This is a genomic window from Parabacteroides sp. PFB2-10 (assembly GCF_029893085.1).
In the GTDB taxonomy this organism is placed as follows: Bacteria; Bacteroidota; Bacteroidia; order Bacteroidales; family Tannerellaceae; genus QVMG01.
In genome coordinates this window covers 1-13,405 of the sequence record NZ_JARXWI010000017.1, presented here as the reverse complement: position 1 = coordinate 13,405, position 13,405 = coordinate 1, and the positions used below count along the sequence as shown (strand labels likewise).

Here is a 13,405-nt window from a genome sequence, read left to right as displayed (position 1 = left end):
TTCTTAACACTTGTTCGTCATTCGCCCACAACCACTTTAGAGTGGCGGATGACCTTGTCGTTCAATGTGTATCCGGTCTGGACACAATCGAGTACTTTCCCTTTCAGATCTTCTTCCGGAGCCGGAATCGTCGCGATAGCTTCAAAAGCCTCCGTATCGAATGTCTTGCCAATCGCCTCAATAGGACGCACGCCCTGCTGAGCCAGATAAGCCATGAATTTCGTATAGATCAGTTCCACCCCTTCGCTCACCGCTTTCACATCTTCGGCCACGCGGATGGTTTGCAACGCCCGCTCGAAATCGTCGATCACAGGCAACAGGTTTGTCAGCGTCGTTTCTCCGCCGGTTTTGATCAGGTCCGCCTTCTCGCGCAATGTGCGCTTACGGTAGTTGTCGAACTCGGCCATCAAACGCAGATGCGAATCATTCAATTCATCGTACTTTTTCTGTAGTGTTTCACATCCGTCAGCCACATTGTCAGCATTTTCACCCGTTTCATCTGACGAAATGGGTGCTTCTTCCTGCAAATTTGTCGCACATTCGTTTATCGGATCATCTTCCGACACCCTCTTTCTCTCTTCATTCACCTTGTTCATTTCTTCTATATTTTTTTGTTTCTTATTGATTTACAAGTATAAAGCCATACCAAAAACCACCCTTTCACAAGGATAGTATATTATGGAAACAGGCTTACACATAAATAGGTTTGCAAATATACTGCCAACTCTTCAACATGACGGTACGATTTGTCGCCGAAAAAAATAAAAGATTTCGATCCGGATCCCTAAAAGAGCGAAAAGTTAAATTGACAAAATGTAAGCAAAAAGGCCATTTTGCTTTACAATATGATACGTTAAAAAATGTTTCTCCCGGGAGTTTATCTCCAAAGTCCCGGGATTTCGGAAAAAAACTCCTGCGTTTTTGACAATTTGTAAATCGCTTAACGAGCGAAGCGAAGTGCAGAGCAAAATGATATTTCTTGAACTGTGATTTATTTGAATACAGGATGGGCTATGATTTGATTTTTTTGATTTATCTGATTCTCTTGATTGTTTACATGAATAATCAGTTCATTATCTCACCCTATCCAAACTTCCAAACACACATTTATCGGATGAACTAAGAATCAGAGTAATCCTTCAAGTCAAACGAATCAAATCATAGCCCATCCTGCATTCAGCGTAATCACAGTCTACCTCTTCCAGCGCTTATGCGACCAAAGCCAATCGCTGGGGTTTTCCAATATGTTTTGTTCGAGGAGGGAGGCGTAGTGGCGGATGATTTCGGTCTCTTCGGTTTGTTTGGGTTGTGTCGAGATGAGTTTGTATTCGATGGCGTAGTTGCCCCGGCTGGATCGGGTCACGTGCATATACATCACGGCGGCATCGGTCGAACGGGCCAGTTTCTCTACGCCGGAGAACATACTTGTTTTTTGATTTAACATCATCAGTCGATATTTCTCTTCGACCACCTTCGGGCATTGATCGGCAATAAAAAAATAGACCGAAGGGTTGTTCTTATTCGACAGAAAATGCTTGACAATGGATTTGGACGGAACGAGCCCCAGCCCAAAGCGGGAGCGCAGGGTCAGGAACAATCGGTCAACAGCCTTGTTTCGCAAAGGCTTATAAACGGCATACATATTTATATCTCCCCGGTAGGGCAATATGTTTAGGATCTCCCAATTGGCACAATGCCCCATACAGACAATCACATGTTTGTTGTTTTCCAACTGGGCAACGAGCTGTTCCGTGCCGCTGATGGATACCTTCTCGGCCTGTTTCTCCGGATGGATCGAGAACAATTTGACGATCTCAACGATATTATCCGTAAAGCAACGGTAAAACCCGGCGGCGATCCGAGTTCTTTCCTCCTCACTCTTCTCCGGGAATGAGCGCAAAAGGTTCTGGGTGACAACACGCTTCCGGTAAGAAAGGACGTGGAACATAAAATAAGAAGAAAAAGAAGAAACCTTATACAATAGCTGCATAGGCAACAGGCCGACTACATATAGACTAACATAAAAACTTTGATACAAAACCCATCCAACTATTTTTCCCATGCACCTTATTGTATTACTGATGCGTTACGATATGCAACGATAACGCAAAGATATCTTTTGTCTACAATTCTGTGCAGAAAAGTAGACAAAATGTGGAATTCAGAAGATAAAATAGGATTTTTTAAATCCTGTTTACATGATGGAAAACAAAAGTGTCCGTCCGGATGGGTCATTCCATTCCTGGATAAGTTCACGTACCAACTGATATTCGGCAGGCGAATACTGCTGTTTGTCGAGCCGGATCGCACGTTTCACGATCACCTGATTGCCTTCCTGGCTGATGGTCTGCGAAAACGATCCGATCGCCGCGTGCGTGATATGGCGGGACGTGGTGGTTTTCAATTCGATATACTCTTCCAACGTGATCTCATACGTGATCTCCTCTTCCAATAGCGACGGAATTTCAAACACCTCTTTGCGTTGTGTGTTTAGGGTACGCATGCCCCATGTGTCGATCCCCTGGGGAATGGTAGGCAACGCATAGATAATGTATCCGTTCTTGTTTTGCTCTCTTGTCAGCTTGATTTCTCTCTTCTCAGTGATTACAAGGGGGGCGGCCTTCACCTCTATCCGTTTGCCCGAAAGGGTGTAGATCTGATCCAATTCGCCGCGCGGCATAACCGTAGGGGCAGCCAGGCTTAGGGGAGAGAGAAAGGTATCTTCACCAGCTATTTTTGCCTGAACAAATAGATGCTTAAGGCCTTTCAATCCGACAGGATCCACATGGCCCGGATAAACAGCCACCACTTCGGCCGGGATCTCTACCGAGTTCAACATGATAGCCAGCAGGGCGGCCTTTTCCGCAGCCGTCCCGTAGGCACTACGCAGGGCTTCGCTTACATTACGGGTTTTATAGCCCGTTTGTTCCAAAGCAACCTGGCTGGTTCCCATTTTCTGAATAATATGCTTCTGGATTAACTCTGCCTTGCCTTTGTCTTCCGTTTCGTCGTAAATGGTATACTCGGCAAAGGCTTCCGCTTCCAGGTTGGAGCCTGTGTAGAGGTTTTTCGAGAGAGTCGACAAGGCCTCTTCGATGGAGGCATAGGTGGAGGCGGCAAGCTGCGGTGAGTTGTCGCGGTTTTGCATCTGGAAAGACTCGCGGGAGGTGGCCGGCACGTTGCGCAATGAATAGGAAACGGTCTTCGATCCGTCTTTTATCTCCTCCGTTGCCTTGGCCATTATTCCGGTGAGTTGATAATGGAAAGGGCTGTTTTCGGGTACGGTAATGGTCGCCGTATAGTTTTTCACCGGAGATGTTTCCTGCAGCGGTTCGTAGATGTCGAGTGCGTCGAAATAGCCAGGCTTTGTTTTCAAGATATATTCCAGGTAGATCGTGGCGCCGAGCTCCAAACCGGTATGTACCACCACCATCTCTTTCAGGTGGTTGTAGGCCGGCGCATCGGCGGCATTGCGGGGAAGCACCTCTACGAAAGCGTTTTCGGGTGTCTTTATGATGGTACCGTCCGTCTGGCGGGTATAGGATGTCAGGATTTCCAATTCCTGAAACGCCGGGTTATAGAGAATGAAACTTTCCCCGTAGGTGCTGTTCATGGCCGTATGGGTGAAGAGGGTCAATTCCATAGCGTAGCGATAGGTCTGACTGCCGTCGGCATGCAACACCCAGGATTTTTCCACCTTCCCGTATTCGGCTTCTGAAGCCGCGTGGCTATAGGCTGCAATAGCCGACAAACACAAAATAGATATAATCTTATATATTGTTTTCATACTGTATTTTCTGTTTAGATTATTTGCTGACAATGATATAGTCTCCATATTGCTTATAGGCCTCTACCGCCTGGCGGAAGTCGTCCCAGTCTTCGGGTTCATAGACCCGCTTCTTGAGGGCAATCTCCGAACGCAAGCGGATCTGGTTGCCATCCTGTTGAAGGAATCCGATAAAGTCGGCGCAGCCACTTCGCAGGCTCCCCTGCTTCGGGAAGGTGACCAGCTGATAACCTTTAGGCAAGCGGATCGTTTCGTCTACTTCGACCAAGCGGGAACAGGCATCTTTAAAGCCATATTGGCGTTTATCCAGGCTTGTATCTAAGCGCAAAAAGGTTTTAACCTGATCGTACAGGTTGTTCATAACCATCGGTTTAAACAACAATTCACTGCCGGTTGTGACGGCATAGTTGGGTATTTCATAGGTGAAGGTGATACGGATAGGTGCCGCCTGGTAGTCTTTCGGCGCTTTGCCGTAGTCGACCTTCTTCAGTATGGCCTTCGGCGATACGTTGAGTAGTTCGCGTTCGAGCGATGCCTGCCATTCGGATTGCCATCCGGTCGTGAATATCCGGCGAATGGCACGGTCGGACTGTCCTTCGGCGGTGATGGTGAATTGTCCCTGCAAACGACCCTTTTCGTCAATGCGATTCTCCGCTTTTATGCGCACATAGTGATTTTCGGGAGCCGACAGGGGAGTGAGTTGCAGATCAGATCCTTCCGGAACACCTGGCAGATAATTCTGTTGTTGTTCGGCACTGCTCCATAGTTCGCGGGTAAAGGGCACCCAGGTCGGGTCGAGCGGCATATAGGTTCCGTTGGAAAGCTTAACAACTGCCACGCAGTGGTTAAAGTGATCGGCCGCGATCTTCTCCACCCGGCTGCCGGCCATGGTCATGGCGGGATAGGCTTCGAAACCGGCCATACGCAGGAAAGAGATCAGCATACCGGCGATATCCTTGCATACACCGCAGCGATCGGTATAATTCATCTTCGTATTATGTAGGGTAAATCCTTCGCCTTCGCCCATCGAGATCCCGGAATAACGGATATTATCGGCCACCCAATGGGTCAATACAGCGATCTTTTCCATATCCGTTTTCTTGCCTTTGATGAGTTCGTCCACCTTCTTCTGGGCTTCGGGAAGCGCTTCAAAGCTGCCGTAGTCCTCATTGACCTTATTAAACCACAGGGATTTGTCTACCCAACTGGGCGTAGACGACATGAAAAGCTTGGGGGCGGCATCAAAGAGATCCACCATATTGGGTTCCGCACGGAAGGGAAGTACGTCCCGCATCTGGAAGGTATATTTCTTGCCCTCCTCTTGGAAGTAGACAGACGAACTGCTTTCACCCTGATAAAACTCGTATTGCATCTCTTTCTCCTTCGGCAGTGTCACCGAATAGACCTTGCGCAGAGTCGGATTCTCCACCCAGAAGGGAACAATATCGTAGAAATGTCCGCGCATCGGAGGGATAAAGCGGGCATCATCGTCGCCACCATCAGCCAAAAGCGCGTAGGTGAATCCTTTCTTCCGGATCTTGTATTCAACAATATCGCCCGGCTCCAACCGTCCCACCTCCATCATAATCTGACGGGCTCCCCAGTAAATAGAGCGAGCGGGCGCGGCATAATCGCAGGCTTTGGTCACATCCAGGTTGAGGATATCGCCATTAGCCCGGTAGATAGTCACATGGCGGAACTCGGCAAATGCTGTCAAGGGGTCGTAATCGTATTTAACGATCCGGTTCGCCACAGCACCTTTAGGCGTCTGTATCTTCAAGCTTTTATAGATAATGAAGCTGCCCGATCCGGTAGCCTCCACCTCAACGGAGGTACTGTCTAATAAGACCAAGCAATCATAACCGGCATACTTTTCCAATACATCAGGTGTCGGATTGCCCGGAAATTTGTTCATATCGTAAACCTGTGCGGTTGCCGATAGCAGGACTCCGAAGCAGAGAGCCAGGGAGAAAAGTGTTTTTTTCATGGGGTTGACGTTTTATAATTTATGATCGTGTTATTATTTCTTCAGCCAGTCGGCGACAATTCGCCCGGTCGATCTTCCCGTTCTCCGTCAGAGGAATCTGCTCTACCCGGAAAACATATTGGGGACAATGATACTTCGGTATCTTTTCTTGTGCACACATCTCTTTTAAAAGGGCATAGACCTCTTCTGTCCGGCAGGCGCCCTCTATCAAGAGAACAACTATTTCGCCCCATTTCGGGTCGGACACCGAGGTAATCACAAAAGTAAAAGAAATAAATGCACGAAGCACTGTTTCCAGCTCTTCAATTTGTATTTTTATACTTCCTGAATTGATCACATTGTCTTTTCGCCCCAGAATCCGGAAGCTTCCATCCTCCCGGATGACAGCTATATCATTCGTTACAAGAACCTCCGCAGCGACCAAGGGAGCGTCGACAACCAATGTTCCCTCTTCGGAAAGCGAAAGCCTGATAGAGGGAAAGGGGGTATACCACTCCGTTGCCTCTTCCCCGCTTACGCGGCGCAGCGCGATATGGGAAAGGGTCTCTGTCATGCCGTATGTCGCGTAGATATGATTGGGAAATCCGGCCAATTTTCTTTCTACCTCCGGTGGAAGGCTGCCGCCGCCGATAAGAACATGGTTGATACGCTTCAACCTTTCTTTTTCTTCCGGCACCTGTAATGTCTCATACACCTGCGTTGGAGTAAGGGCCACGAAGTCAATTCTTCCCATATCCTCCTGAAGCGGATGCGAAGAGGGGGAAATAAACTTCGAAGACAATCCGGCCACCAGGCTACGCACCAGCATCATCTTACCCGCGATATAGGAAAGAGGCAGGCAGTGTAGTGCCACATCCCCTTTCTTCAAACCAAGGAATGCACAGGTAATGCGGGCGCTTTGCATCATCCGGTCTTTGCGTACCCATAATTCTTTGGGCGTTCCGGTAGAACCCGAGGTACGGACAGGGAGGCAGGGTTGCTCGTTTTGCCATTCTTCAAGGAATAATTTCACCTCTTCGTCGATAGATGTCAGGGCATGCAGTCTTTGTTTTTTGCGTTGAAAGCAATAATTTCCTTCAGCAGGAAAAGCCATATCTTCAGGCGTTTCAGGCAGGTTTTTACTCTCAGGATCAAACCAAAGACAATCTCCTTGTATGGTAAGAGGCAGGTCAATGTTCTCCTCAAACAACAATCCGGTGCCCAATCCCTGAGGCATGGGGTTAGCCCATCGCGCAGTCCATTGTGCGATTGCATTCAATCCGATATTTGATTCCAATGCCGAAGTGACCCACCAACCGATCTTTTGCTTCTCCGCCAAGGCGATCCACTCTTCACACCCTGCGAAGCCTCCGTGAAGGGATGGCTTCAGAATGATATAATGTGGCCGGATGGTTGAGAGCAGCTCCGCCTTCTTTTCGTATGTATAGTTCCCGATTAACTCTTCATCCAACGCTATCGGCAGGGGCGTCGCCTCCACCAACCGTGCCATCTCCTCCCATTGCCCGGCACGGATAGGCTGCTCAATGGAATGAATATCCAGTTCAGCCAGTCTGTTCAACTTCTCTAACGCATCGGTTGGCGAAAAGGCACCGTTAGCATCAACCCGGAGTTCTATCTCACGAGCGGAGAACTGCTGGCGGATCAATCGCAACAACTCCAACTCTTCCTCAAAGCGGATCGCTCCGATCTTTAACTTAATGCATTGATATCCGGCTTCTATCTTCCGGCGTATCTGCGATAGCATATAGTCGTAATCGCCCATCCAGATAAGCCCGTTAATACGGATTCCCTCCTCCCCTTGTGCAAAAGGAGTAGGGAAGAAACCGAAACCACCGGCATGGTATTGCATCAGAGCCGTTTCCAATCCCATCAATATGGAAGGGTAATCGCGAAGAGAATCTATCGGAAGAACACCCTCTTGTTCCAGCTGCCAACAGGCTTTCGCCAGGATATATTCGTATTCGGGCACATCATCTATGCTCAACGAAGGAAGTGGGGCACATTCGCCTATTCCCCATCGACGCGGATCTTCCCTGTTCTGCAGGAGGACATACCAAACCTGGCGGGAGGTGTACACACCCCGGGAGGTTCCGGCAGGAAGACGGAAGTTTAATTGAGAATGGATAATGGATAATTGATACATCATTCGCGAAGCGTAAAGCATGCTTAGAAGAAAATATATATCTTCTTTATGGGAACTTGGGATATTGCTTGAAGTCCGGTTTCCGTTTTTCAAGGAAGGCATGTTTCCCCTCTTGTGCTTCGTCGGTCAGGTAATAGAGCAAGGTGGCATCACCGGCCAACTCCTGAATACCGGCCTGTCCATCCAACTCGGCATTCAATCCCGCCTTGATCATACGAAGAGCCAGTGGACTGAGTTGCATCATCTCTTCCGCCCATTGCACATACTCGTCTTCCAATTGCTGCAAAGGAACGACCTTATTGATAAGTCCCATATCCAAGGCCTCCACAGCATTATACTGGCGGCAGAGAAACCATATCTCGCGTGCCTTCTTCTGACCTACGATACGCGCCAGGTATGAGGAGCCGAATCCGGCGTCGAAGCTACCCACGCGCGGTCCTGTCTGTCCGAAGATCGCATTCTCGGAAGCAATGGAAAGATCGCAAACCACATGCAATACATGACCTCCACCAATCGCATAGCCATTGACAGCCGCTATGACCGGTTTCGGAAGCGAACGGATCTGCTTTTGAACCTCCAATACACTAAGCCGCGGCACACCCTCTTTATCGATATACCCGCCACGCCCTTTCACATTCTGATCGCCACCCGAGCAAAAGGCTTTGTCGCCGGCTCCGGTCAATACCACCACACAGATATCGGCATTCTCCCGGCAGATACGCAACGCATCGCTCATCTCTCCGGTGGTAGTTGGCGTAAAGGCATTGCGGTAGCGGGGGCGATTGATCGTGATACGGGCAATGCCGTTGTAAAAGTCAAAAAGTATATCTTCGTAAGCCTTGATAGGCGTCCATATTCTTTCCATATCTTATTTGTTTTCTTTTAATGCGTGATAATATTCTTTCAATAAACGAACGTCTTCCGCTTTATCCGTAAAAACTTCCAGGAACATAGGGCGGTCGGCCTCCTCAGCAGTCGCAAAACCAGCCATCTCCTCGGCCAACTCTTCTGTATTACGTGCGGAACCATACCGGAATCCCCGCTCTTCCGCCCATCCTTTGGCAGAGGTTGTATGCACAGCCGTCACGTATTTCCGGGTCTCTTCCGGCATATTGAATCCCGGAATGGTTTGGAATATCTCTCCTCCGCCGTTATTAATCAGAAGAATACGCACATTAGTCCGTATCTCTCCCATCCAGAGAGCATTCATATCGTAGAAGAAACCCAAATCGCCCAATACAATAAAGTTGATCTTATCCGAAGAGGAGGCATAGCCCAACGCCGCCGAAAGCGACCCATCGATACCGGCAGTCCCCCGGTTGCAACACACCTCGACGGTTTCCGGCAATGTAAACAACTGCGCATAGCGCACCGTAGAGCTATTCCCCAGATGCAACGAGGCCACCTCGGGCATCGATTTCATCAGCGACCCTATCGCTGTCATGGCGGAATAAGGAAGCTCTGGCGCTTGAATCTGTTTGGAAAGGTTCTCCCAAACCTGCGGATAGGTGCAGGGTTTGTTTTCAAGCAAAGGAGCTATTTTCTCTATAAACTCGAAAGGATCCATTTCGATCACCGTCGTTAAGGAGCCGAACATATCAACCACTTCGCCGTCGGCCGACACATGCCAATGCTCTTTCGGCGGATGATCGCGCAGGAATTTCTTCACGCGTTTCGACACAATATGGCCGCCATAGGTAATGACCAGCTCCGGACGCATCTTCTCCTTTTCCTCTTCCGAAAGCAGATACAATAGCGTATCGAAGTTTTTGATAGCCATGCCGGGAACAGTCCGGTTACTCAGATGCTCCGTCAACCAGGCAAAATGCTTATATATCAATTTGCTGATCTTCTTGTCAAAAAGATAGATAAGCATCATTTGTCCGACCAGCATCATCCGACGGTTATACCTGTTCAGGCGATTGACGAGCTCGTTATAGTCCTTATCATACACATTCAGTCCCTGGTAGCGGGTGATCACGCGTACATCCGGTAGCTTCTCAGTCGTAAACTCAAACAAAGGTTCCGAAATAGGTACATTGATATGGACAGGTCCTTTCCCTCGGTGGTTCAATTCCAACAGGGCTTCGTTAATAAGGCGGTTGCAAAAAGACTCTTCCTCTTCGGTGCGCACTTCGGGCAGGCTGACCGACTTCTTGACTAAGGAGGCAAAGACATTGGCTTGCGGAATGGTTTGCCCCTCCATCTGCCCGAGGAATTGAATAGGACGATCGGCAGAGATCACCACAAGAGGCACCTGCTGGTAATAGGCTTCCGCCACAGCCGGGTGCATATTCAATAGAGCTGTTCCCGATGTACACACAACTGCCGCCGGTTTCCCACCGTGCAAGGCCAATCCCAACGCATAAAAGCTTGCGCTTCGCTCGTCGGTTACCGAATGACACTGGAAATAGGGATGATTTACAAATGTATGCACCAGCGGAGCGTTTCGGCTTCCCGGACACAACACAATGTTTTTTACTTCATATTCCTTTAGTAGCTCTACTAATTGGAGTATTGATTTTTTATTAGTATACATATTTTCTTAATTGTGAATTATGAATTATGAATTATGAGAGAAAACTCTTCCCCCTTCATAATTCATAATTCACAATTCATAATTCTTATAAAAGCGCCTTCATCGTCTGCATCTTTGCTTCCGTCTCTTGCCATTCGTCGTCGGCCGTCGAAAGAGGCAAAAGGCCACTGCCTGCGTAAAGCATCAGGATTTTAGGACCAATCTGCATGCATCGAAGATTCATATATAATTCCGTCTTCCCATCCGGCGACAACCATCCGAGAAACCCACTGTAATAGTCACGCGAATAGCCTTCATGGTCGCATATATACCAATAGGCATCTTCTTTCGGCAAACCGCAAACCGCCGGCGTTGGGTGAAGCAACTGCAACAGATCGCCCAGGTATTCATTGTCTGGAAGTGTAAAATGGAATGTACTGCTTAGGTGGGCTACTTCGCCGGCACGGACGATAAAAGGCCCCTCTTCTTTCGTATCGATTCCGGCAGCCTGCAACTGGTTGTAGATATAATCCGACACCATGCGCTGCTCTTCATAATTCTTCTCACTCCATACCATAGGCAGGACACCGTTTACCAAAGGCTGAGTGCCTGCTAAGGCAACAGACCGCCACTGTTCACCTTCCCCTTCGAGCAACAACTCGGGCGTACACCCCAGCCAGGTACTCGTGGTCGGTGTATGGAAAAGATAGACATAGGCGTCCGGGTAGCGGTAACAAGCCTTCATAAATGCCTCCGAAGGCGAAAACATATCGGGCCGCTCCATCTTTAACTGCCGAGAAAAGACAATCTTTTGCATGCCCCATTCATGGAAGGCAGCCATAAACTTGTGAAACCTTTTCTTGTAGCGCGGCGTAATATGAGCCGGCACAGGCGGTTCTTCATTTGTAAAATCATAGGGTGACTCCTCCGGGTATTCCCAGGTGATCTCCTTTGCCTGTATACACACGATCGGACACTCCTGCCCAACGCCGAAAGGAGCAATCACAAAACCTTCCAGCCCGTTCAGTTCATTAAAATCATAGAAAGTTTGCACCGCATCTTCCGTTGTTGCAGAAACAAAACGCAGTTTATTGTCATTTGGCAGACGGTATACGACGAAACTTCTATTGTCGTGGATTGCCGTATCAATGGCAGCATAAACATGTTCCATAACTTATTTTTTCTTTAAGACACTATTTACTACTCTGATTGATGATACCAATTTGTCGGTCGAGGTAAACACATCAACATTCCATACATGCGACGAACGCCCTTTGTGAATGATCGTACCGACGGCACGCACCGTATCGCCCTCATGTGCCGACGACAGATGGTTGCCACTCACCTGCATCCCGACAATGATTTCATCTGGTTTGCATAAGATCATCGACCCCAATCCGGCAACCGTTTCGGCTAATGCCAGGGTGGCTCCCCCGTGCAGGATGCCAAAAGGCTGCCGGGTACGCACATCGACCGGCATGGTCGCCTCGATCCTTTCCGGCGACGCATAGGTGTATTGTATACCCAGGTTCCCCATAAGTGCATGCCTGGCCCGGGCGTTCAGTTCATCCAACGGAATGGAGGTCTCACGCAGTTCCGCGATGACCGCCTTTTCCAAAGCGGCTGCTACCCCGTCTTCTTCATTCGAAAGGGTGATATAGTCGGCACAACTCTTTACCACATCCATCGCATTGCCCATTGCAATGCCCATACCGGCCAACTGAAGCATAGGAATGTCGCATACCCCGTCGCCCAGAGCAATGACCTGTTCTTTCGTTATCTTCAACCTGTCTAACAGAAAGGCCAGGGTATTACCTTTATTGATCCCTTCGGGTACCACCTCCAGGTAGTAGGTCTCGGAGGGAAATACATCGAGGGAACCACTCAGCCGTTTCCGCCAATGGGTTTCCAATCCGGCTAACGCACTCGCATCGTCACTGACCAACATCACCTTGCAGGGTTTGAAGTCGATCGCTTCACTGAAATTAGGCACACCCACCACCTCCATATGGTTCAGTCGAGCCTCTTCCTGCACATGGGCATTGTCAGGTCTGTTCGTGATAATACGATCCTTCTGATAGGTAAATATAGGGAATCCGTTTTTGACAGACTTTCTCTCCAGGTAAGAAATCCATTGGGTGTCGATACGCTTTTCAAACAGGCGCTCACCCGTTTGCGCATTAAAGATCTGCCCGCCGTTATACGACATAATGTATCCTCCGTATTGGTCAAGTTCTAATTCCTGCGCAATCGGAAGCACACCATGTGTAGGTCTGCCGGATGCCAATACAATCTGCAAACCCATTTGTTGAACTTTCAACAAAGCAGTCTTTGTGCCTTTAGATATTTCTTTTTGGTCGTTGAGTAAAGTTCCGTCTACGTCTAATACTAACAACTTATACTTCATAATTTTCTGGTCTTATTGCCACAAATATAGTGATTTATTTATCGATCTTTGAGCGAAGAAACAACCAAACTGTGAAAAAGTGAAAGAAAACCTCAATCACAACGATGTTTCTGTTGGCGATCTTCATTGTTTGAATGGGCAATGCCCGCGTTCAGGTGACTGCTTGCGGAGGTCTTCGGATAATGTAATATGTGAAGGAGGACAGTGCAACCGGAACGGTTGCATATCTTTGTAGGCCGTTGCTTTAGCATCGGTATTAATGCATTGAATTTCATTATATGCGTGCCGCAGGTACGCATATAATGATGGCATACCTGCGGCACGCCCGGGTTGGATTGGGACATATATACCGATGCTAAAGCAACGGCCTACAAAGAGGATGTCCCTTCTCGGGACACCTGCAGAGAAATCCAATCTTGTAATAATTGAAGGTAAGCAGGTAACGCCCATAGGCGTTTAACTCCTAATAACCCCCAGTGAAGAGAGCGAAGCGAACGACTGGGGGGGGGGGCTAAAGGAAAGAATATCTCAAGAAAACCCAAACGGGTGAATTTTGGAATTAC

The 13,405-nt window shown here is 48.5% G+C and carries 9 protein-coding genes and 2 pseudogenes; all 11 read right to left on the bottom strand.

Going from position 1 to position 13,405, the window contains the following annotated elements:
• Positions 1–17: 17 nt before the first annotated feature.
• On the bottom strand, positions 18–596 hold the full coding sequence (locus M2137_RS12480) for a nucleotide exchange factor GrpE (protein WP_280766781.1): 579 nt from the start codon (positions 594–596) through the stop codon (positions 18–20).
• 596 nt (positions 597–1,192) lie between these two features.
• The gene (locus M2137_RS12475) at positions 1,193–2,062 is read right to left on the bottom strand and encodes a lysophospholipid acyltransferase family protein (RefSeq protein WP_280766780.1); all 870 of its coding nucleotides are present in this window, start codon (positions 2,060–2,062) and stop codon (positions 1,193–1,195) included.
• A 132-nt stretch (positions 2,063–2,194) separates the two neighbouring features.
• Positions 2,195–3,787, bottom strand: coding sequence for a DUF3857 domain-containing protein (locus tag M2137_RS12470; protein WP_280766779.1), 1,593 nt, complete (start codon positions 3,785–3,787; stop codon positions 2,195–2,197).
• A 19-nt stretch (positions 3,788–3,806) separates the two neighbouring features.
• Positions 3,807–5,774, bottom strand: a complete 1,968-nt coding sequence (locus M2137_RS12465; RefSeq protein WP_280766778.1) for a DUF3857 domain-containing protein — start codon at positions 5,772–5,774, stop codon at positions 3,807–3,809.
• A gap of 19 nt (positions 5,775–5,793) precedes the next feature.
• Positions 5,794–6,759 (bottom strand): annotated as a pseudogene (locus M2137_RS14830) (AMP-binding protein); the annotation flags it as partial.
• Positions 6,760–6,906: 147 nt separating this feature from the next.
• Positions 6,907–7,917 (bottom strand): annotated as a pseudogene (locus M2137_RS14825) (o-succinylbenzoate synthase); the annotation flags it as partial.
• 46 nt (positions 7,918–7,963) lie between these two features.
• Positions 7,964–8,782 (bottom strand): 1,4-dihydroxy-2-naphthoyl-CoA synthase, encoded by an 819-nt coding sequence (gene menB, locus M2137_RS12455; RefSeq protein ID WP_280766776.1) that lies wholly within the window; start codon positions 8,780–8,782, stop codon positions 7,964–7,966.
• A 3-nt stretch (positions 8,783–8,785) separates the two neighbouring features.
• Positions 8,786–10,456, bottom strand: coding sequence for a 2-succinyl-5-enolpyruvyl-6-hydroxy-3-cyclohexene-1-carboxylic-acid synthase (menD, locus tag M2137_RS12450; RefSeq protein WP_280766775.1), 1,671 nt, complete (start codon positions 10,454–10,456; stop codon positions 8,786–8,788).
• Between the two features lie 85 nt (positions 10,457–10,541).
• On the bottom strand, positions 10,542–11,606 hold the full coding sequence (locus M2137_RS12445) for an isochorismate synthase (RefSeq protein WP_280766774.1): 1,065 nt from the start codon (positions 11,604–11,606) through the stop codon (positions 10,542–10,544).
• 3 nt (positions 11,607–11,609) lie between these two features.
• A complete protein-coding gene (locus M2137_RS12440; protein ID WP_280766773.1) occupies positions 11,610–12,842 on the bottom strand; it encodes a Cof-type HAD-IIB family hydrolase in 1,233 nt (410 codons plus the stop codon).
• 92 nt (positions 12,843–12,934) lie between these two features.
• The gene (locus M2137_RS12435) at positions 12,935–13,186 is read right to left on the bottom strand and encodes a hypothetical protein (protein ID WP_280766772.1); all 252 of its coding nucleotides are present in this window, start codon (positions 13,184–13,186) and stop codon (positions 12,935–12,937) included.
• Positions 13,187–13,405 lie beyond the last annotated feature (219 nt).

Excerpts from the sequence above, each read along its gene's own strand:
- M2137_RS12480 (WP_280766781.1), bottom strand. The coding sequence starts at position 596 with ATGAACAAGGTGAATGAAGAGAGAAAGAGGGTGTCGGAAGATGATCCG.
- M2137_RS12475 (WP_280766780.1), bottom strand. The coding sequence starts at position 2,062 with ATGGGAAAAATAGTTGGATGGGTTTTGTATCAAAGTTTTTATGTTAGT.
- M2137_RS12470 (WP_280766779.1), bottom strand. The coding sequence starts at position 3,787 with ATGAAAACAATATATAAGATTATATCTATTTTGTGTTTGTCGGCTATT.
- M2137_RS12465 (WP_280766778.1), bottom strand. The coding sequence starts at position 5,774 with ATGAAAAAAACACTTTTCTCCCTGGCTCTCTGCTTCGGAGTCCTGCTA.
- menB (WP_280766776.1), bottom strand. The coding sequence starts at position 8,782 with ATGGAAAGAATATGGACGCCTATCAAGGCTTACGAAGATATACTTTTT.
- menD (WP_280766775.1), bottom strand. The coding sequence starts at position 10,456 with ATGTATACTAATAAAAAATCAATACTCCAATTAGTAGAGCTACTAAAG.
- M2137_RS12445 (WP_280766774.1), bottom strand. The coding sequence starts at position 11,606 with ATGGAACATGTTTATGCTGCCATTGATACGGCAATCCACGACAATAGA.
- M2137_RS12440 (WP_280766773.1), bottom strand. The coding sequence starts at position 12,842 with ATGAAGTATAAGTTGTTAGTATTAGACGTAGACGGAACTTTACTCAAC.
- M2137_RS12435 (WP_280766772.1), bottom strand. The coding sequence starts at position 13,186 with ATGTCCCAATCCAACCCGGGCGTGCCGCAGGTATGCCATCATTATATG.